The 20250-nt window shown below is 60.7% G+C and carries 20 protein-coding genes and 1 pseudogene; 10 read left to right on the top strand and 11 right to left on the bottom strand.

The window, feature by feature from the left end; translation table 11 throughout:
- Positions 1-189: 189 nt before the first annotated feature.
- Both ABH912_RS17030 and ABH912_RS17025 read left to right on the top strand, forming a co-directional pair.
- Complete coding sequence (locus ABH912_RS17030) at positions 190-387, top strand: Flp family type IVb pilin (RefSeq protein WP_033059533.1); 198 nt, start codon at positions 190-192, stop codon at positions 385-387.
- Between the two features lie 84 nt (positions 388-471).
- Positions 472-885 (top strand): response regulator, encoded by a 414-nt coding sequence (locus tag ABH912_RS17025; protein WP_033059532.1) that lies wholly within the window; start codon positions 472-474, stop codon positions 883-885.
- An 86-nt stretch (positions 886-971) separates the two neighbouring features.
- Here the strand turns inward: ABH912_RS17025 and ABH912_RS17020 are convergent, their stop codons facing one another.
- A complete protein-coding gene (locus ABH912_RS17020) occupies positions 972-1826 on the bottom strand; it encodes a MaoC/PaaZ C-terminal domain-containing protein (RefSeq protein WP_429511190.1) in 855 nt (284 codons plus the stop codon).
- Between the two features lie 2 nt (positions 1827-1828).
- Positions 1829-3181 (bottom strand): 3-oxoacyl-ACP reductase, encoded by a 1353-nt coding sequence (locus ABH912_RS17015; protein ID WP_429511189.1) that lies wholly within the window; start codon positions 3179-3181, stop codon positions 1829-1831.
- Positions 3182-3300: 119 nt separating this feature from the next.
- Here ABH912_RS17015 and ABH912_RS17010 point away from each other — a divergent pair, with 119 nt between their 5' ends.
- A complete protein-coding gene (locus ABH912_RS17010; protein ID WP_033059525.1) occupies positions 3301-4578 on the top strand; it encodes an acetyl-CoA C-acetyltransferase in 1278 nt (425 codons plus the stop codon).
- Here the strand turns inward: ABH912_RS17010 and ABH912_RS17005 are convergent.
- Entirely contained in the window at positions 4565-5593 is a 1029-nt protein-coding gene (locus tag ABH912_RS17005; protein ID WP_429511188.1) for a bile acid:sodium symporter family protein, read from the bottom strand. The genes ABH912_RS17010 and ABH912_RS17005 overlap by 14 nt on opposite strands.
- Before the next feature lie 84 nt (positions 5594-5677).
- Between ABH912_RS17005 and ABH912_RS17000 the strand changes: the two genes are divergently transcribed.
- Positions 5678-6469: an AraC family transcriptional regulator gene (locus tag ABH912_RS17000; RefSeq protein ID WP_429511187.1), complete on the top strand. Its 792-nt coding sequence runs from the start codon at positions 5678-5680 to the stop codon at positions 6467-6469.
- A gap of 189 nt (positions 6470-6658) precedes the next feature.
- Here ABH912_RS17000 and ABH912_RS16995 read toward each other — a convergent pair whose 3' ends face one another.
- Both ABH912_RS16995 and ABH912_RS16990 read right to left on the bottom strand, forming a co-directional pair.
- On the bottom strand, positions 6659-7387 hold the full coding sequence (locus tag ABH912_RS16995) for a methyl-accepting chemotaxis protein (RefSeq protein ID WP_371917828.1): 729 nt from the start codon (positions 7385-7387) through the stop codon (positions 6659-6661).
- Between the two features lie 129 nt (positions 7388-7516).
- Positions 7517-8605: pseudogene (locus ABH912_RS16990) on the bottom strand (cache domain-containing protein); the annotation flags it as partial.
- Positions 8606-9063: 458 nt separating this feature from the next.
- Here ABH912_RS16990 and ABH912_RS16985 point away from each other — a divergent pair.
- Positions 9064-9957: a PA4780 family RIO1-like protein kinase gene (locus tag ABH912_RS16985; protein WP_033059517.1), complete on the top strand. Its 894-nt coding sequence runs from the start codon at positions 9064-9066 to the stop codon at positions 9955-9957.
- A gap of 415 nt (positions 9958-10372) precedes the next feature.
- Complete coding sequence (locus ABH912_RS16980; protein WP_429511186.1) at positions 10373-11587, top strand: MFS transporter; 1215 nt, start codon at positions 10373-10375, stop codon at positions 11585-11587.
- On the opposite strand, the gene cueR is transcribed toward ABH912_RS16980, so the two are convergent.
- From cueR to ABH912_RS16965, 3 genes are all read right to left on the bottom strand, one after another.
- The gene (cueR, locus tag ABH912_RS16975) at positions 11541-11954 is read right to left on the bottom strand and encodes a Cu(I)-responsive transcriptional regulator (protein WP_008156539.1); all 414 of its coding nucleotides are present in this window, start codon (positions 11952-11954) and stop codon (positions 11541-11543) included. The genes ABH912_RS16980 and cueR overlap by 47 nt on opposite strands.
- Complete coding sequence (locus ABH912_RS16970; protein ID WP_429511185.1) at positions 11951-14344, bottom strand: heavy metal translocating P-type ATPase; 2394 nt, start codon at positions 14342-14344, stop codon at positions 11951-11953. Before ABH912_RS16970 ends, cueR begins: the two co-directional genes overlap by 4 nt.
- 98 nt (positions 14345-14442) lie before the next feature.
- A complete protein-coding gene (locus ABH912_RS16965) occupies positions 14443-14826 on the bottom strand; it encodes a hypothetical protein (RefSeq protein WP_033059512.1) in 384 nt (127 codons plus the stop codon).
- Between the two features lie 147 nt (positions 14827-14973).
- On the opposite strand from ABH912_RS16965, the gene ABH912_RS16960 reads away from it, so the two are divergent.
- Positions 14974-15171 carry a heavy-metal-associated domain-containing protein gene (locus ABH912_RS16960; protein WP_429511184.1) on the top strand — a complete coding sequence of 66 codons (198 nt, stop codon included), beginning with the start codon at positions 14974-14976 and terminating at the stop codon, positions 15169-15171.
- Positions 15172-15265: 94 nt separating this feature from the next.
- Complete coding sequence (locus ABH912_RS16955) at positions 15266-16462, top strand: multidrug effflux MFS transporter (RefSeq protein ID WP_429511183.1); 1197 nt, start codon at positions 15266-15268, stop codon at positions 16460-16462.
- A gap of 8 nt (positions 16463-16470) precedes the next feature.
- Here ABH912_RS16955 and ABH912_RS16950 read toward each other — a convergent pair whose 3' ends face one another.
- From ABH912_RS16950 to ABH912_RS16940, 3 genes are all read right to left on the bottom strand, one after another.
- Complete coding sequence (locus ABH912_RS16950; RefSeq protein WP_197281765.1) at positions 16471-16644, bottom strand: hypothetical protein; 174 nt, start codon at positions 16642-16644, stop codon at positions 16471-16473.
- A 151-nt stretch (positions 16645-16795) separates the two neighbouring features.
- Positions 16796-17809, bottom strand: a complete 1014-nt coding sequence (locus ABH912_RS16945) for a zinc-binding alcohol dehydrogenase family protein (RefSeq protein ID WP_429511182.1) — start codon at positions 17807-17809, stop codon at positions 16796-16798.
- Positions 17810-17843: 34 nt separating this feature from the next.
- On the bottom strand, positions 17844-18137 hold the full coding sequence (locus tag ABH912_RS16940; protein WP_429511181.1) for a putative quinol monooxygenase: 294 nt from the start codon (positions 18135-18137) through the stop codon (positions 17844-17846).
- A 119-nt stretch (positions 18138-18256) separates the two neighbouring features.
- Here ABH912_RS16940 and ABH912_RS16935 point away from each other — a divergent pair, with 119 nt between their 5' ends.
- Both ABH912_RS16935 and ABH912_RS16930 read left to right on the top strand, forming a co-directional pair.
- Complete coding sequence (locus ABH912_RS16935; RefSeq protein WP_033059503.1) at positions 18257-19186, top strand: LysR family transcriptional regulator; 930 nt, start codon at positions 18257-18259, stop codon at positions 19184-19186.
- A 317-nt stretch (positions 19187-19503) separates the two neighbouring features.
- Complete coding sequence (locus ABH912_RS16930; RefSeq protein ID WP_033059501.1) at positions 19504-20238, top strand: ArsR/SmtB family transcription factor; 735 nt, start codon at positions 19504-19506, stop codon at positions 20236-20238.
- Positions 20239-20250 lie beyond the last annotated feature (12 nt).

Below are 20250 nucleotides of genomic sequence, written 5' to 3'. Positions count from 1 at the left end.
GAAAATAACTAACGAAAGTAAGGGGGCAGGGCGCAAATGAGGCTTTTTTGGCGTCAACGAAGCGACTAATACTTTAGTGATAATTCGTTCTTACAGTTGTGGGCACGGGGAATGCCGACAATGCTGATGCTGGCAAAGGGGAACCATGTTGCGACTGTGCAACACCCGTCGTCTTTCAGGAGAACTGCCATGTCCTTTATCAAGATTGCTCAGAAGATCAAATCCGAAATCGCTTTTTACAAAGGCCTGGCCAAAGATACCGAGGGTGCTTCGGGTATCGAATACGCCATTATTGCGGGCATGGTGGCAGTCGCTTTAGCGGCGTTTGTGACGCCGATCTCCACGTCTGTCACCACCATGTTTACCACTATCAAAAACGCGCTTTGACCTGCCTGCTGTCAATGGTCAGCTACTTGCTAATCCCGCAAAGGGCTTCTAACGTCAGCGCTCAGTCCATTGCAGGTGTTGCCCATGAACGCTCCCTCACTTCCACGCCAACAGCTTCTTCTGGTCGATGATGAGGAGGATGCGCTGCTGGAATTGGCGGAATTGCTGGAGGGCGAGGGATTCAATTGTTTTACCGCCACCTCGGTCAAACTCGCGTTGCAACATCTGACGCGTCACCCTGATATTGCGTTGGTGATCACTGATCTGCGGATGCCGGAGGAGAGTGGCATGTCGTTGATCAAGCGGTTGCGCGAGCACACGTCCCGCCAGCATTTGCCGGTGATTGTGACGTCGGGGCATGCGGATATGGAGGATGTCAGTGACATGTTGCGGTTGCAGGTGCTCGACCTGTTTCGCAAGCCGATTTATCACGTGCGGTTGTTGGAGACGTTGAATAATTTGTTTCCACTGCCGCGCGTGGATTTAGTCAGTCCGTGATTGATCGTTCCCACGCTCTGCGTGGGAATGCAGCCAGGGACGCTCTGCGTCCCAAGAGCCGAACGCAGAGCAAGGGAGCGATCAGGTCAGGCAACCGGCCGCCAATGCCCCGCCATATGTTCAAGCCCCCCCGCACCCACCAACAGCAAATCCCCGCTCGACCCTGCCGCACTGGCCAGTAATGTCACTTCACTGGGCAACCGCACCGGTTTGCGAAACTGCACCGCAATCTCGACATTCGCCGCCGGCAGATAATCGGAAAGCGCCGCAAGGGTACGCGCCTTGTTCCACAACCCATGGGCGATGGCCGTCGGGAAACCGAAGAGTTTGGCGCTGACGGCACTCAGGTGGATCGGGTTGTAGTCGCCGGACACTTTGGCGTACTGCCGCCCAATGTCCGACGGCGCTTTCCAGTGCGCCACTTCCGACATTTCCAGCGTCGATGCCAACACGTCTTCTACGGGCTCGCCTTCGAGTTTGACCCCGCGGCACAACATCTGGCTTTCGGCTTCCCACAACGCCCCTAGCTGATCGTCGAGCGTGGTCACCAAATCGAAAGTCGCGCCCTTTTCATGTGGCTGAAGGTTTTGCACCTGAACGCTGACCCGCACGCGATTCACACCGCCCATTGGGCGAAAGATGCGAATGCGGTTGCTCAGGTGAATCAACCCCAGCAGCGGAAATGGAAACTCCTTGGCCGTCAGCAACTGCATCTGCAAGGCGAACGCGAGGATGTGTGGATAGGTTGGCGGCAACAAACCGTTCTCGGCAAAACCGCAGACCTTGCGATAGTCCGCCAGGCGCTTCGGATCGACATTGATCCAGCAGCGCAAACCCGAATCGGGCAGGGTGGTGCCGGTGATTTTGCGTCGCGTCGCGGCCCGCACGTACAGTCCCGACAGGCTCGGTTCGCGGTTGAGTAGGTGCCAATCGATGATCATGCCTAAGCCCCCAAAACACTTTGTCCGCACACTCGCAACGCTTGCCCGGTGAACGCGCCGGTGCCCGGTTGAGCCAGCCACGCCACCGCTTCGGCGACGTCTTGCGGCAGGCCACCCTGGCCCAGCGAACTCATGCGTCGCCCGGCCTCACGCACGCCGAACGGAAGGTGCGCGGTCATCTGGGTTTCGATGAAACCGGGTGCTACCGCATTGATGCTGATGCCGCGCTGATTCAGCAGCGGCGCCCAGGCCTGGGCCAGACCGATCAGCCCGGCCTTGCTCGCGGCGTAATTGGTTTGCCCGCGATTGCCGGCGATGCCGCTGATGGACGCCAGCAGGATCACCCGGCCGTTGTCGTGCAGGGTGCTGCTGTCGAGCAGTGCCTTGGTCAGCACTTGCGGCGCATTGAGGTTGACCGCCAGCACCGCGTCCCAGAATTCCGGGGTCATGTTGGCCAGGGTTTTATCCCGGGTGATGCCGGCGTTGTGGACCACGATGTCGATGCCGTCGGGCAGTTGCTCGACCAACTGCGCGGCGGCGTCTTCGGCGCAAATGTCCAGGGTAATGCTGCGCCCGCCGAGGCGTGCGGCGAGGGCTTCGAGGTCAGTCTTGGCCGGTGCTACATCGAGCAGGATCACTTCGGCCCCATCGCGGGCCAGGGTTTCGGCGATGGAGGCGCCGATGCCGCGCGCAGCACCCGTGACCAGAGCCTTACGGCCAGACAATGGGCGAGTCCAGTCCGCCACCTGCGTGTCGCAGGCATTCAAGCGAATCACTTGTCCGGAAACGAACGCACTTTTGGGCGAGAGGAAAAACCTCAGCGGGCCTTCCAGTTGATCCTCCGCCCCTTCGCCGACATAGATCAGCTGCAAGGTGCCGCCGCTGCGCAGCTCCTTGGCCAACGAACGGCTGAAGCCTTCCAGCGCTCGCTGGGCACTGGCGGCGAACGGATCGCTCAAGGTCTCCGGCGCGCGACCCAGAATCACCAGGTGCGCGCTGTGATCAAGGTTTTTAATCAACGGCTGGAAGAACTCGCGCAGCTGTTTGAGTTGATCGGTTTGCACCAGGTTGCTGGCGTCGAACACCACGGCTTTGAGTTTGGGGCCGTGGCCGGGAATCCACGCGGTGGCCAGTGAAGGCTCGGTGCCGTAGCTGTAGATCGCGTCGGTCAGGCGGTTGGCGAAGGTGCCGATGTTCTCCGTCAACGGGCCTCCGCCTATCAACAGCGCCCCCTCTACAGGCCGCAGCCGGCCTGCTTGCCAGCGCTCCAGCCGAACCGGCGACGGCAGACCCAGGGCCCCGACCACACGATGGCCGATGGACGAATTGGCGAAGTCGATATAACGGTCAGACATGGAACGCGCTCCAGCAGCTGGGGTTCAAAGTGTGGACCATGAATCGCAATCAGTCGTTCGATTCACGAGATTAGGCCTACGCTTGTGGGTTATGGCCTTCACAGAATAGGAAGCTTTTCATGACTCAGCTGCGCCGCGTTGCGATTATTGGTGGTAACCGTATCCCCTTCGCCCGTTCCAACGGGCCGTACACCACCGCCAGTAATAAGGCGATGCTCACCGCCGCGCTCGAAGGCCTGATAGAACGCTACAACCTGCACGGTTTGCGCCTGGGCGAAGTGGCGGCGGGGGCGGTGGCCAAGCACTCCCGGGATATGAGCCTGACCCGCGAATGTGTACTCGGCTCGCGGCTGGCGCCAACCACCCCGGCCTACGACATTCAGCAGGCGTGCGGCACCGGTCTGGAAGCGACGCTGCTGGCGGCGAATAAAATCGCGCTGGGCCAGATCGAGTCCGCAATCGCTGGCGGCGTCGACACCGCCTCCGACGTGCCGATCGGCGTCAACGAAGGCCTGCGCAAAATCCTCCTGCAGGCCAACCGCGCCAAAACCACTGCCGACAAACTGAAAGCCTTCCTGCAACTGCGGCCCCGTCACCTGATCCCGGATCTGCCAACCATCAACGAGCCACGCACTGGCCTGTCGATGGGTGAGCACTGCGAGTTGATGGCCCAGGCCTGGAACATTGCGCGCGACGAACAGGACCAACTGGCCTGGGAAAGTCACCAGAAAATGGCCGCGTCCTACACCGAAGGCTGGCACAACGATTTGATGACGCCGTTCCTCGGTCTGACCCGCGACAACAACCTGCGCCCGGACCTGACCCTGGAAAAACTCGCCTCACTCAAACCGGCGTTCGAGAAAAGCGCCAAAGGCACCCTGACGCCGGGTAACTCGACGCCGCTCACCGATGGCGCATCGCTGGTGCTGATGGGCAGTGAAGAATGGGCCAAGGAACGTGGCCTGCCGATCCTCGCGTATTTGCGCGATGGCGAGGTGGCGGCGGTGGATTTCGTCAACGGTGCGGAAGGATTGTTGATGGCGCCGGTGTATGCGGTGCCGCGTTTGCTGGCGCGCAACGGCCTGACATTGCAGGACTTCGATTACTACGAAATCCACGAAGCCTTCGCCGCGCAGGTGCTCTGCACGCTGAAGGCGTGGGAGGATCCGGAATTTTGCAAAACCCGCCTCGGTCTCGATGCGCCACTGGGCTCCATCGACCGCAGCCGCCTCAACGTCAAAGGCAGTTCACTGGCGGCGGGGCATCCGTTTGCCGCGACTGGCGCACGCATCGTCGCGAACCTGGCGAAGTTGCTGGATGCGGCGGGTAAAGGTCGAGGCTTGATCTCGATCTGCGCCGCCGGTGGCCAGGGGGTGACAGTGATTATCGAGCGCTGAGGGCCGGGGTGCTTTGTTGTTGGGCCAGTTGCCGGTTGCGGTTGGCGTAACTCTCGGCCATGACCGAGCAGACGATCAGCTGCAACGGGTGGTAAATCATGATCGGCAGCAGGATCAGCCCGAGCCCCGGGTTGGCGCCGAAGATCAGCGCCGCCATTGGCGCACCGGCGGCCAGGGATTTCTTGCTGGCGCAAAACACCGCGGCGATTTCATCGGCCGGGCTGAATTTCAAGGCGCGAGCGGTGCGGGTGGTCATCCACAGGATGATCGCCAGCAGGATCGCACTGCCGATCAGTGCCGTGAGGATCACGCTGTTGCCCTGTTTTTGCCACATCCCCGAGACCATCGAATTGCAGAATGCTGCATAGACCAGCAACAGAATCACCAGCTTGTCGACGATGTTGGTGTAGCGCTTGTGGCGGGCGAAGAACTTGCCGAGGAACGGCCGAACCAATTGGCCGAGCACCAGCGGCAACAGCAACATGGCGCAGAGGTCGAGCAGGGTTGCGCCCAGATCGATACCGCCCGCGCCGCTGCCGACCACGAAACTCACCAGCAACGGCGTCAGGAAAATCCCCAGCACGCTGGACAGGCTCGCGTTGAGAATCGCCGCCGGTACGTTGCCGCCCGCGCTGCCGGTCAGGGCCACAGACGAGGATATGGTCGAGGGCAAAGCGCAGAGGTACAGGAAGCCCAGCATCAGCAGCGACGGAATGTGCGAACCCAACAGCTTGTCACTGAGCAGCCAGATCAGCGGAAACACCGCAAAGGTGAACCCCTGAACCATCACGTGCAGCTTCCAGTTTTTCAGACCGCGGGTGATCTGCTCGCTGGACAGGTTGACCCCGTGCAGAAAGAACACCAGGAACACGCCGATGTTGATCACGTATTCAGCGTGCATTCCGCCGCCGGTAGCACCGAAGGTCGGGAAGAAATACGCCAGCAGCGTGGCGATCAACATGCCGCACAAGAACCAGTCAGTGACCACGCGTTTGAGGTGTTTGAAGGCATGCATAACAGGCACCGAATACATTTGTAAGAATTGGTGACTTAGCCTAACGTCGGCCCCATCAGCCGTCTTGCGACATAAGGCCAATCAATGCCGACTAACGGACAACTTTCCCTCGAACGGACGATTCCAACGCTGAAGGCGTTGCCGCGTCCGCTGTATGCCCGTGCGGAAAGCCTCAACGCCGGCTCATGGACGCCGCCGCATCGACACGATTGGGTGCAGTTTTCCTACGCGATCAGCGGCGTTCTCGGCGTGCACACCGCCGAAGGCAGTTTCTTTGCCCCGCCGCAGTGGGGCATCTGGATTCCGGCGGATCTCGAACACCAGGTGGTGACTTCCATGCGCGCCGAAATGCGCAGCCTCTATGTGCGCCGTGAGGATTGTGAATGGGCGGACGGGCGTTGCCGGGTGCTGGAAGTGACGCCGTTGGCCCGCGAGTTGATCAAGAGTTTTTGTTTGCTGCCGGTTGAATATCCACAGGGCGACAGCCAGGAAGCGCGGCTGGTGAGTGTGCTGCTGGACCAGTTAGCGCATTTGCCGGAGGTCGGCTTCTCGCTACCGTTACCGCGCCATGAACGGTTGCTGGGATTGTGCAACGAGCTGATCGAAAGCCCTGAGCGCAATGTGACGTTGCAGGCGTGGGCTGAGCGGTTGGGGATGTCGGAGAAGACCTTAATGCGGTTGTTCCAGCGGGAAACCGGGTTGAGCTTTCGAGGGTGGCGTCAGCGGATGCGGTTGCTCTCGTCGTTGAGTTTGCTGGAGGAGGGGGACAGCGTGACAAATGCCGCGCTGTCTTGCGGGTATGACTCGACTTCGGCGTTTATTGCGGCGTTTAAGGGGTTGTTTGGGTTTACGCCCGGAGAATTGTTTCGGCAGTGAGAGCCAGCCCCTCACCCCAGCCCTCTCCCCACGGGGGAGAGGGGAAAGGGAGCAAATTGGGGGCCTTTCAAGACCTGAGTTCGACTCGGAATTTCAGGTCGATGTAGCTCGAAGAACAACTCGGTCAGTCCCCTCTACCCTCTGGGGAGAGGGTTAGGGTGAGGGGTGGATCTCAAGCCCTCCCCAATCTCAAGTCCTGAACCTCCGAACCAACCCATCCAGCTCATTCGACAACCCCGCCAGACTCTGCGAATCCAGCCGCGCCGAGTTCGCCAGTTCTGCCACCAACTGCGCATCACCATGAATCTGGCTGATGTGCCGATTGATGTCTTCCGCCACCTGATGCTGTTCTTCCGCCGCGGTAGCGATCTGGGTGTTCATATCGCGGATCACGTCGACCGACTCACGAATCAGCCCGAAGCTGCTGCGTGCTTCACCGATCCGCGTCACCGATTGCTGGGACACTTCCAGGCTCGCATGCATTTGCTGAGTCACCTGACTGGTGCGCTTGGCGAGGTTGCCCAGCAAACCATCAATTTCCGCAGTGGAATCGGCAGTCCGCTTGGCCAGCGCCCGAACTTCATCGGCCACCACCGCAAACCCACGACCCTGTTCACCGGCCCGCGCCGCTTCGATGGCCGCGTTCAGCGCCAGCAGGTTGGTCTGTTCGGCAATCGAGCGAATGGTCCCGAGGATTGACTGAATGTCGTTGCTGTCGCGCTCAAGCTGTTGCATCGACTGGGCCGACTGTTCGATTTCCTGGCTCAAGCGATCAACGCTGGTCACGGCCGCATCAATCTGCTGCTGACCTTCACGTGCCTGGCGCTGGCCGCTGTCGGCCGATTCCGCCGCCTGGCTGCAAGAGCGCGCGACTTCGTTGGCGGTGGCGACCATTTCGTGGAACGCCGTGGAAACCATGTCCACCGCTTCACGCTGACGCCCGGCCGCTTCAGCCATGTCGCTGGAGACCTGGGTCGAACTCTTGGAGGTGGCGAGGATCTTGGTCGCGGCGCCGCCAATGCTCTGGATCAGGTTGCGAATCGCTGCCAGGAACTGATTGAACCAGTTGGCCAGTTGCGCGGTTTCATCGCTGCCACGGATTTGCAGGTTCTTGGTCAGGTCGCCTTCACCTTGGGCGATGCCTTCCAGACCGCTGGCCACGCTGCGGATCGGTCGCACGATAAGGCTGGCGAAACTGGCGCCGACGATGGCGAAGAACACGGCCAGCACGGCGGCGATGATCGCGATCAGCCAGGTCAGCTGGGTGGCCGAACTCATCACGTCGGTTTGCTTGATCAGGCCGACAAAGGTCCAGCCCAGCTGCTCCGACGGCCAGACGTTGGCCATGTAGCGTTCGCCGTTCAGCTCGACTTCCACCAGCCCTTTGCCAGCCTTGCCGAGTTGCGCGTAGCCCTCGCCGAGGCTGCTCAAGGGTTTGAAGTTGTGTTCCGGTTGCTTCGGATCGACCAGCACGGTGCCGGTGTTTTCCAGCAACATCAGGTAACCGGTTTCACCGAGCTTGATCTGTTTGACGATTTCGGTGAGCTGCTTGAGCGTCACGTCGATGCTGACCACGCCGCCATTGGTGCCCAATTTGTTGTCGATGGTGCGCACGGTACTGACGTACGTCGCGTCGTCCTGGGCCCAGTAATAGGCCTCGGTGCGCAACGGTTTGCCCGGTTTGGCCTGGGCAGCCTTGTACCAGGGGCGCTGGCGCGGGTCGTAATTGCTCAGCTTCGCATCGTCCGGCCAGGACACATAACCGCCCGCCGCGGTGCCGAGGATGGCGTAGGCGTAGGACGGGTGACTGTTACCCAGGTCCTGAAGGAGGCCGAAAACCTTCTTGTCCATCTCGCCTTGGGGAATGCTCTCGGCGTTGGCGCTCATGTAGGTCTTGAGGCTGTCATCGGAGTTCTTAATCAGCGGTTGGGTCGCCAGGTAATCCACGTTCTGGCTGATGCCGTCAAAGAACAGTTGCATGGCGTTGCTGACCTGACGAATTTCGCGGCCACTGCCGTCAACGAAACTGTCCTTGGCATCACTGCGCAAGTTCAGCACAACCAGGGTAGCGACCAGCACCACCGGCAAGCAGGCGATGATTGCAAACGCCCAGGTCAACTTCTGTTTGATGTTCATCCGCGCTCCAGATTTTTCTTGTAGGCCCACGCAGTGCAGATGACTCGCGGATTATTGGCAGCCGTAAACGTTGTTGATCGACCCGGTTCCGTGAGTGCGCCATCGTTGTTATTGCCGAAACGATTGTCGGACAAATCACTTTGTCTCTGATGACTTCGGCTGGCCGAGGCGGAAATTGAGGCCTATTAAGAAAAATCCTACGAAGGGTATGAATCGGGATGTCAGCTTCTGTCGCAAATACCCGCTTAGCCCTTCAGCAACAAGTGACGCAGGGTCAGCTATGATCTGTGGCGGCCGATGACGACCGGCGGTTGTGACCGATTAAACCGGCACATTGTGTGCTTGTTGACGGTCACAGGAACGTTCATAGGTCGGCAACCCCTCCCCCGAATGAGTGGATTGCCGTATAAGGAATGACTTTCGCGTGTTTGGTAATAAAGGACCCCCAATAAAAGCTGATGAAGACTCCAAAACGCATTGAACCCCTGATCGAGGACGGTCTGGTCGACGAGGTGCTGCGCCCACTCATGAGTGGTAAAGAAGCAGCTGTTTATGTGGTGCGCTGCGGCAACGAGTTACGTTGCGCGAAGGTCTACAAGGAGGCGAATAAACGCAGTTTCCGTCAGGCGGCCGAGTATCAGGAAGGCCGCAAGGTGCGCAACAGCCGTCAGGCTCGTGCGATGGCCAAGGGCTCCAAGTTCGGCAAGAAAGAAACCGAAGACGCCTGGCAGAATGCCGAAGTGGCGGCATTGTTCCGTCTGGCCGGTGCTGGCGTTCGGGTCCCTCAGCCTTACGACTTCCTTGAAGGCGTGCTGTTGATGGAACTGGTGGCCGATGAGTACGGCGATGCCGCGCCGCGTCTGAACGACGTGGTGCTGGAACCGGATCAGGCGCGCGAGTATCACGCGTTCCTGATTTCGCAGATCGTGCTGATGTTGTGTACCGGTCTGGTGCACGGTGACCTGTCGGAGTTCAACGTATTGCTGACCCCGACCGGCCCGGTGATCATCGATCTGCCGCAAGCGGTCGACGCAGCGGGCAACAACCACGCGTTCAGCATGCTGGAGCGGGATGTGGGCAACATGGCGTCCTACTTCGGACGGTTTGCGCCGGAGTTGAAAAAGACCAAGTACGCCAAGGAAATGTGGGCCCTGTTCGAAGCCGGCACCTTGCACCCGGCCAGCCTCTTGACCGGCGAGTTCGACGAGCCGGAAGAGTTGGCCGATGTTGGGGGGATCATGCGCGAGATCGAGGCGGCACGCCTTGATGAAGAGCGCAAGCAAGCGGTGCGCGCGGCAGATGATGCGCCACCAGGCAAAACCGAAGAGCCGCCTCCGCCCTGGATGCAGTGATTGGTTAACGAAAAACCCGGCTTCGGCCGGGTTTTTTGTGGATGGTAAGTCTTTGTGTTGTGGTGTTAGTTAAAGCCACCCCTCACCCCAGCCCTCTCCCCACGGGGGAGAGGGGGAAAGGGAGCCGATCTTCAAGTTTTTCAAAGCCTGAGTTCGACTCGGGCTCTCAGGTCGATGTAGCTCCAAGAACACCTCGGTCAGTCCCCTCACCCCTCGGGGAGAGGGGAAAGGGAGCAGATGTTCATGTTTTTCAAAGCCTGAGTTCGACTCGGAATCTCAGGTCGATGTAGCTCCAAGAACACCTCGGTCAGTCCCCTCGCCCCTCGGGGAGAGGGTTAGGGTGAGGGGGGCGCTTTCAGATCCACCCCGAATCCGTCTACCTTTCACCGCTCAAAACCACACTCAAGGACTGAATGTGAACTCCACCCGAAACGCCCAACTGATCATCTCCGCCCGCCTGGTTTCAGACTTCGGCGCCTTCCTCAACATGGTCGCCCTGGCCACCTACGTCTACCTGCTCAGCAACAGCGCCATGAGCGTCGGCATCTTCCTCGCCAGCCGCGTGGCCGGTGGGATTTTCGCCAGCCTCATCGGTACGACGTTTTATCGCCGCTGGGTCGGGCGCCTGCCGCTGATTGCCTTCGACCTGTTGCGCGCCGGGCTGCTGGGCCTGCTGCTGGTGCTACCTGTCGGCCAGCAGATGCTGCTGTTACCGGTGATCGCTTTCGGTCTGGGATTTGGCAACTCGATGTTCGCCATCGGCCTAAACAGCCAATTGCCGCACTTGATCGAAAGCGATCACCTGCTCAAGACCAACGCCTGGATCACATCGGCGTCGTCGGCGGCCATGGTCGGCGGAAGTCTGGTGTCGGGGCTATTGGTGGCAGCATTCGGCTTTGAAACAGTGTTTGCGCTGAACGTGGTCACTTATCTGTTGGCAGCGTTGTTCATCGTGCCGCTGCGCTTTTCACAACCAGCACCCAGTGATGAACCCACCCACAAACGTGGTGAATGGGCGGCCCTGCTTCAGGGCCTGCGCAGTACACCTGTGGTGGCCGCGATGCTCGCGGTCGCGATGGCCGACACCCTTGGCAGTGCCGCGCACAACGTGGGGTTCCCAATCATTTCCAGACTGCTGACGCCCGAGTCGGCCAGCACCACGCTGGGCCTGATGTTGGCGGTCTGGGCCAGCGGAAAACTCATTGGCGCGCGCATCGCCAGCCGGCTGAAGGGTTCGGACAACGTGAACCTGGAGCGGCGATTTTTCTTTGGGGTGTTGCTGATGTCCTGCGGCTTCATCCTGATGTTTCAGCAGCAAACGCTATACGGTTTGCTGTTGTTCTCGTTGCCGGCGGGGTTGGGCGACGGTTTCTCTGAGGTCGGCCTGATGTCGCGCCTGCAGCGTGAACCGGACAGCCTGCGCCTGCCGATTTTCAGCTTCTTGACGCTACTGCAAATGACCGGGTTCGGCGTCGGCATGTTGATCGCCGCGCCGTTCTATTCGTGGTGGACGCCGGGTGCCGTGGTGCTGTTGTTCCACGGCATTCCCCTCACCACCTTGTTGGTGGTGAAAGGGCTGGCAATCAGGGGCGAGCGGGTTGTGCGCAACAGCCCGACTCCAGGTTCTTGAGGATCGGGCAGTCGGGACGGTGATCACCGTGGCAGTGTTCGACCAGGTCCTGCAGGGTGTCGCGCAGTTGGCCGAGTTCGCGGATTTTCTGGTTCAGCTCGTCGATGTGCTGACGGGCCAGGGCCTTCACGTCGGCGCTGGCTCGTTGGCGGTCCTGCCAGAGGGTCAGCAGTTTGCCGACCTCTTCCAGTGAGAACCCCAGGTCCCGGGAGCGCTTGATGAACGCCAGGGTGTGCAGGTCGTCGTCGCCGTAAACCCGATAGCCGCTGTCGGTACGATGGGCGGCCTTGAGCAAGCCGATGGATTCGTAATAACGAATCATCTTCGCGCTCAGGCCGCTTTGGCGGGCCGCTTGGCCGATGTTCATCGGTTGTCCTCCAGATCCTTGGGTTTCCAGGTTTTCAACAGTAGCGCATTACTCACCACGCTGACGCTCGACAACGCCATGGCCGCACCGGCCAGCACCGGGTTGAGGAAACCGAACGCTGCCAGCGGAATGCCGATCAGGTTGTAGACGAAGGCCCAGAACAGGTTCTGACGAATCTTCGCGTAGGTCTTGCGGCTGATCTCCAGCGCTGCCGGCACCAGCCGTGGGTCGCCGCGCATCAGGGTGATCCCGGCCGCGTGCATCGCAACGTCGGTGCCACCGCCCATGGCGATGCCGATGTCGGCGGCGGCCAGGGCGGGTGCATCGTTGATGCCGTCGCCGACCATCGCTACCACGCCGGTTTTTTTCAGTTCGGCGACGGTGGCAGCTTTGTCCGCCGGCAGTACTTCGGCGTGGACATCCTTGATGCCCAGCGCCTCGGCAACCACCTTGGCGCTGCCGCGATTGTCGCCGGTCAGCAGGTGGCTGCTGATGTTGCGTGCGCTGAGTTGTTGCACAGCTTGCAACGCGCCGGGTTTGAGGGTGTCGCCGAAAGCGAAGAGTCCCAGCACCCGAGGTTCGGAGCTTTGCTCGATCAGCCAGGACAGGGTCCGGCCTTCGGTTTCCCACGCGGCAGCAGACTCAGCCCATTCTCCGGCGCTCAAGCCGCTCTCTTCCAACAGACGACGATTGCCCAGCGCCAATCGACGACCGTCCAGAGTGCCCGCGATGCCACGGCCGGTCAGGGACTGGCTGTCGGTGACATCGGCCACGGTCAAGCCGCGTTCGGCGCAAGCGTCCAGAACCGCCTTGGCCAGCGGATGTTCGCTGCCGCGTTGCAGGGCGCCAGCCATTTGCAGCAGGGCCGCTTCGTCATGGTTGATTGCGCTCAAATGAGCGATGCGCGGCGTACCCGACGTCAGCGTGCCAGTCTTGTCGAACACCACCGCACTGACTTCATGGGCTCGCTCCAACGCTTCGGCGTCCTTGATCAGAATCCCGTGGCGCGCCGCCACGCCGGTGCCAGCCATGATCGCTGTCGGCGTGGCCAGCCCCAGGGCGCACGGGCAAGCGATCACCAATACCGCCACGGCATTGATCAGCGCCGTTTCCATCGGCGCGCCGTACAACCACCAACCGATCAAGGTGGCCAACGCAATCAGCAGCACCGTTGGCACGAACACTTGGCTGACTTTATCCACCAGCTTCTGGATCGGTGCCTTCGCCGCTTGAGCATCTTCGACCAGGCGGATGATGCGGGCGAGCACGGTTTCCGCACCCAAGGCCAGTGTGCGAACGAGCAACCGGCCTTCGCCATTGATCGCGCCGCCGGTGACTTTGTCGCCGGGTTGCTTGGGCACCGGCAGGCTTTCGCCGCTGATCAACGCTTCGTCGGCGTGGCTCTGGCCTTCGACCACTTCACCGTCCACCGGGAAGCGTTCGCCAGGTTTGACCATGACCAGATCATTCAGACGCAAGGCGCTGATGGCGACATCTTGCTCGCGGCCGTCGATCACCTGAATCGCCCGTTCCGGACGCAAGGCTTCGAGGGCGCGAATGGCACTGGCGGTCTGGCGTTTGGCGCGGCTTTCCAGGTATTTGCCCAGCAGCACCAAGGCAATCACCACCGCCGAGGCTTCGAAATACAGGTGCGGCATGCGCCCGGCGGCGGTGGCCCACTCATAAAGACTTAAGCCATAACCGGCGCTGGTGCCCAACGCGACCAGCAAATCCATATTGCCCGCACCGGCGCGCACGGCTTTCCAGGCCGCGACGTAAAAGCGTGCACCGAAGATGAATTGCACCGGCGTGGCCAACGCGAATTGCACCCAGGCCGGGAGCATCCAGTGCACGCCGAACGGTTGCAGCAACATCGGTAGCACCAACGGTGCAGCGAGGACGATCGCCATGATCAAGGCCCAACGCTCGCGGTGCAGGCGTTGTTGTTGATTATCGGTTTGCGGGTGTTCGACTTCCCAGACACTGGCGCTGTAGCCAGCCTTGGTCACGGCAGCGATCAAGGTTTGCGGATCGATATGGCCGAGCAGTTCGAGGTGAGCGCGTTCATTGGCCAGGTTGACGCTGACGCTCTTGACCCCCGGTACCTTGGCCAGCGCTCGCTCGACTCGGCCAACGCAGGAGGCGCAGGTCATGCCGTCGATGCTCAACTCCAGGCTCTGCTGCGGCACGCTGTAACCCGCCTGCTGCACCGCGTCCATCAAGGCCGGCAGGCTGTCGCTGGGCGCTTGAACCCGGGCCTGTTCGGTGGCCAGGTTGACGCTGACGGCAGAGGCGCCGATGACTTTGCTCAAGGCACGCTCGACACGCCCGGCGCAACTGGCACAGGTCATGCCGGCAATCGGCAGATCGAAAGTGGTGGATTCGGACATCGGTCACGCTCCCTGTAGAAGATGACTACAGGATCAACCTTGCCATGCTGGCAAGGTCAAGCGCCATGTCTCAGATCAAAAGATGATCGGTGTGGTGATTAATATTCTAGGGCAGTGGGTTTCAGGTACATCCCTTCCTGCGTCATCGCAATCCGGAACTTCAACACATCACCGGCCTTGAGCGTGATGTTCTGCGAACCCGGTGCAAGCATGCCCGGGTTGCAACCCGGCGCCTGGCCCGGCAGCAGCTTGAGACGCAAGGAAACATTACCCGGCGGCAGGTTGAACGAGGTGCTTTGCTCCTGGAATAACCGCGCCGACAGCTGATCGTGAATGTACACGCCGATCTCGCAGGAGGTCGCGACTTCCAGGCGCTCGCGGGAAATGATCAGTACGCCATAGTCCTCCCCGGCGGCTTGAACTGAAGGTGTCGCGGCCAATAGGCTGAGAAAGCCAAACAGGCTGAGAGCTGACCAGCGCATGGCTGAATCTCCTGATGTCGAGTCATTGATGGACGCAGCTTGGCCGAGCGAGACGCCGATTGCCAGCCCGGCAGCGCAGTTCAGAACTTGACCTTGCCACGGTGGCAAGCTCGAGACTGCACACAACTTCACGAAAGGAGTCACCCCATGCAAGTGTTCAACGTTCAAGGTATGTCTTGTGGTCACTGCGTCAAAGCCATCACCCAGGCGCTGCAAGCCAAGGATCCTGCGGCCAGCGTGCATATCGATCTGGCCGCGAAAGAAGTCGGCGTCGAGAGCGCTTTGTCGGCGGATCAGGTGATCGCGGTGATCACCGAAGAGGGCTACAAGGCGAAAGTCGCCTGAAGCTTTTTAATAGTTAGCGACCTAACGGAATGTTCAAGGCGTCCATGCGCGGCTAGACTGTGGGGCTGCCGCCCCCTGTCCAACTGGATGCCTGATGAATTTCCGTTCCATTTTGATTCTTGGCGCCTTGAGCGCCTTCGGTCCGCTGGCGATCGATTTCTATCTGCCGGCCTTCCCGGCGATGGCGCTCGCCTTCGCCACCGATGAAAAACACGTTCAGCTGACCCTGGCGGCGTATTTCCTCGGTTTGTCCATCGGTCAACTGGCTTACGGCCCGGTGGCGGATCGCTTTGGGCGCCGCATTCCCTTGCTGACCGGTGTCGGCTTGTTCACTGCGGCTTCCTTGGCCTGCGCCTATGCGCCGAACCTCGAATGGCTGATCGGCGCACGTTTCGTTCAGGCGTTGGGCGGGTGCGCGGGGATGGTGATCGCGCGGGCGATTGTCAGCGATAAATGCGATGCGGTGGGTTCGGCGAAGGTCTTTTCGCAGCTGATGCTGGTGATGGGCCTGGCGCCGATTCTTGCGCCGATGCTGGGCGGGCTGTTGGTCAACACCACGGGCTGGCAGTCGATCTTTCTCGCGTTGACCGGTTTCAGTGCGCTGGCAGGGTTGGCCGTGGCGCTCGGGTTGCCGGAAAGTCTGCCGGCCCATGTGCCGCGTCAACCGTTGTCGGGCGCGTTGCGTCAGTACGGTCGACTGTTGTCGGATCCAGTGTTCCTCGGCCACGCCTTGACCGGCGGCATCGCCATCGCCGGGATGTTTGCCTACATCGCCGGTTCACCGTTCGTCTTCATCAAGCTGTATGGCGTGCCGCCCGAGCATTTCGGTTGGCTGTTCGGTACCAACGCGGCGGGCTTCATTCTGGTGGCGCAGCTCAACGCGCGACTGCTGGCCAAGCGTGGCCCGGCGTTTCTGCTGTCGCGCACCGTGTGGATCTACGTCGGCGGCGGTCTGGCGCTGCTGGCCGTCAGTTCGCTGCACACCGCGCAGCTATGGCCGTTGCTGATTCCGCTGTTTGTCTGCATCGCCAGCCTCGGCTGCATCCTTCCGAACGCCTCGGCCTGCGCGATGAACGGGCAGGGCGCGCGGGCCGGCAGTGCGTCGGCGATGCTCGGTTGCCTGCAATTCAGCGTCGCCGCCGGGGCCGCAGCACTGGTAGGTGTTTTACACGACGGCAGCGCCATGCCGATGGCCATGGTCATCAGCCTGTGCGGAGTTCTGGTGGTGAGCGTGGCGATGCTCACCCGGCGTTTGCAAAATGCCCGGGCGCTGGCGCAAGCCCAGGTCTGAGGATGGACTCAGCCAGCAGCGCGCTGCTGCTGGTGTTCAGTAATCTGATGAGGGGCTTGCAGTCGCGCTTCAAGGGTGCGGGTGAAAGCGCGAGCTTCGGCTTCGCTGCGGAATGTGACGACGTGTTGGTCCAGACGGACCTGCCACTGGGATTTTGCCAGTTCTTTTATCAGGATCTTCATTGCTGATCTCTCCTCTCGTAAAAGATGTCACTTAAAGGAATGCGTCACAGAGCTTCACGATTGTAGACCCGAATACGATCGCAATTGTGACAACGGTCAACCTTCGGACTGACGGTGTCGCCCATCTGGGCGACAACTGTGTCAGTTTGTTTCAGAACCCTTCGAGCACAATCTTACCCTTGGATTTGCCACTTTCGAGCAGCTCATGGGCGCGGCGCAGGTTCGCCGCGTTGATGGTCCCGAAATGCTCGCCGACCGTGGTCTTCAGCGTCCCGGCGTCGATCAGCTCAGCCACGCGGTTGAGCAGTTTGTGCTGCTCGATCATGTCCGCGGTTTCGAACAGCGAGCGGGTGTACATGAACTCCCAGTGCAGCGACAGGCTCTTGCGCTTGAGCTTGGTCACGTCCAGCGCCTTCGGATCATCGATCAGGGCCAGTTTGCCTTGCGGTGCCAGTGCCTCGATCAACTGATCCAGGTGGTGATCGGTCTGGGTCAGGCTAGCGACGTGGGTCACCTGATCGACACCCGCGCGTTTGAGTTCTTCGCTCAACGGCTGGCTGTGATCGATCACCAGGTCAGCACCCAGCTCACGCACCCAGCTCTGGGTTTGCGGGCGGGAAGCGGTGCCGATGACGTTCAGTCCGGTGAGCTGGCTGGCCAGTTGCGTGAGGATCGACCCCACACCGCCGGCGGCACCGACGATCAAAAGGCTCTGGCCTTCATCGGTTTTGCCTTCACGCACTTGCAGACGCTCGAAGAGTAATTCCCACGCGGTGATAGCGGTCAGCGGCAGCGCGGCGGCTTCGGCGAAATCGAGGGTTTTCGGCATATGGCCGACGATCCGCTCATCGACCACATGCAGTTCGCTGTTGCCGCCTGCGCGGGCGATGGAGCCGGCGTAGAACACTTTGTCGCCGGCCTTGAACAGCGTGACTTCACTGCCGACGGCTTTGACCACACCGGCCACGTCCCAGCCCAGCACTTTCGGCGCGCCCGGTTCAGGCTGGACGTTCTGACGGACCTTGGTGTCCACCGGGTTGACCGAGATGGCTTTGACTTCTACCAACAGGTCACGCGGGCCGGCAACCGGTTCTGGCAATTCGATGTCTTGCAGCGAGTTTGCGTCGTTGATGGGCAACGAGGCGTAGTAGGCGATGGCTTTCATTGGGGCTCCTGAACAGTAATAAAGAAGGAAGAAATCAGACGATGGCGCGCAGGCGCTTGAGGTCGAAATGTTCGAGAAAGTCGCCAGCTTTGGCGCGGAAGTTCTGGATATGCGCGCTGGCGTCATGGGCTTGCAGGGCCTCGTCGCTGCTCCACTTTTCGATCATGTAGAAGGCATGTGGATTGGCGAGGTCCTGGTGCAAGTCGTATTGGCCGCAACCGGCCTCGGCGCGGGTCGGTTCCAGCAGCGCTCGCAAATGCTGTTCGAGGGCGTCCTGCTGACCGGGTTTGGCGATGAGGGTGGCGATAGCGGTGAAAGGCTGGGACATGTTCGGCTCCGGGAACGGGATGAATTCGATGGGACGGATGATTGGCTATTTCTCTGCAAGATAAAACCCGCTAAAAGAGCAGTCTCTTTCAATATTTTTTTGATAATCGAGGCTAAAGAATGCTGCGTTTCGATGACTTGCAGTTGTTTGTCCGGGCGGCCGACCTGGGCAGTCTGTCAGCGGCGGCGCGCGGGATGGACATGTCGGCCGCAGTAGCCAGTGCAGCGTTGAAGCGCATCGAACAGCAGCTCGGCGCCCGATTGCTCGCCCGTTCTACCCGTAGCCTGCGGCTGACCGCTGAAGGCGAGGGGTTTCTCGAATACGCTCGGGCCGCCTTGAGCAATCTCGATGAGGGCCGCCGTTTATTGGCCAGCGGTCAGGACCAGGTCAGCGGGATTTTGCAGCTGTCGGCGCCTTCGGACTTTGGCCGCAACTTGCTGCTGCCTTGGCTGGACGAGTTTCAGCGAGAGCATCCGAAGCTCACGGTGCGTTTGCTGCTGGGCGACCGCATCGCCGACCTGTTCCGCCAACCGGTGGACATCGCCCTGCGTTACGGCGAGCCGGAAGACTCAAGTCTGGTGGCGCTGCCCATCGCCCCGCAGAACCGCCGCGTCCTGTGTGCCGCTCCGAGTTACCTGGCCCGGCATGGCGAGCCTCGGCAACTGGAGCAACTGGCTCAGCACAACTGCCTGCTGTTCATGCTCGGTAGCCGGGTCCACGACCATTGGAGTTTCCACGATGGCAAACGCGAGGTCAGCCTGACCGTTAGCGGCGATCGTTTCAGCGATGACGCCGATGTCGTGCGGCTGTGGGCGGTGGCGGGCGCCGGGATCGCCTACAAATCCTGGCTCGATGTCGCGGCCGATGTGCTGGCCGGTCGATTGAAAGTGCTCATGCCGGAACTGCTCTGCGAGCGCGCACCGCTGAATTTGCTGTGCGCCCATCGCGCACAATTGAGTAAGCCGGTGAACCTTTTACGGGAAATGCTCGCCAGCCGATGCGCCCGGTTGAGTAGTCAATTTCCGACGTTATCGGGCACCGATCATTAGTCGCAGGCAAATAGCGAAATTTCACTCAGGAAGTATCACCACCAATGGTTTCCCAAGGGCAGGAACCGGCGGTTAACCCGCATATACTAGCGCCCGCCTCATGTACGCACCGTCGATCTCGCCATGGCGAGTCCACGTCCGAGTCAGCCAGGCCCCATGGTCAATCGCCGTGGCTTTGCGAAACCTGCGAAGCAATGGCCAGTGCGATTGGCCGGCTTTGCCCGGTTTATGGCGGTTTCCTCGCCTTGGCCGACGACACATTACTGGTCAAGATGTCTCTGAGCAGTAGACGAAACGATTCAACAGGGAGTGAATACATGGAACATGCACCTTGCATCAGCCAGATTGCCACGTTGCTGGCTGACCCAAAGCGCAGCGCAATGATGTGGGCCTTGATGGACGGCTCGGCACGGCAAACCGAAGAGCTGGCCTTGTTGGCCGGCCTGTCACCGTCTTCGGCCAGTGCGCATCTGGGGCGTTTGTCTGCCGGAGGTCTGTTGAAAGTCGAAGTCCGCGGCCGCAAGCGGTTCTTCCGTCTTGCCGCGCCTGAAGTGGGCGCCGCGATAGAGGCACTGGCCAGCGCCACCCTGGCCAGTACGCCTCGGGAAATCCCGGACATTTTCAAGCGCACGACACCCATCGCCAAACCTCAGGCCGCACCTTCGTCACTCTTGCGCGCCAGGCTTTGCGACGACCATTTGGGCGGCACCCTTGCCGCCGATCTTTACCAGCGTCTGCTGGATGCAGGCTGGATCGAACAGTTCGATCAGCGGGTCATGATCACCCACAAGGGCGCCACGCAATTGGCGACACGGGGCGTGTTCATCCAGGCGCTGGCTCATCGCAACAACCGGGTTGCCTGCGCTTGTCCGGACTGGAGCGAAAGACGCCCGCACATGGGCGGATCTCTGGGGGCGGCGTTGCTGCAATTGTTCATGCAGTCAGGCTGGCTGAGCCTGCCCAACGATTCGCGAGCCTTGCAGATCACCGCCGCAGGGCAGCGTGAAATCCATCGATTCGCCAAGGAAACCGAGCTGGAAATGGCGTTGTAGACGCATCGAGAT

This window comes from Pseudomonas sp. BT76 TE3572, assembly GCF_050435365.1.
GTDB lineage: Bacteria > Pseudomonadota > Gammaproteobacteria > Pseudomonadales > Pseudomonadaceae > Aquipseudomonas > Aquipseudomonas fluorescens_W.
Note: the sequence above shows the minus strand (reverse complement) of the source record. Positions and strands in the feature narration are given on the sequence as shown.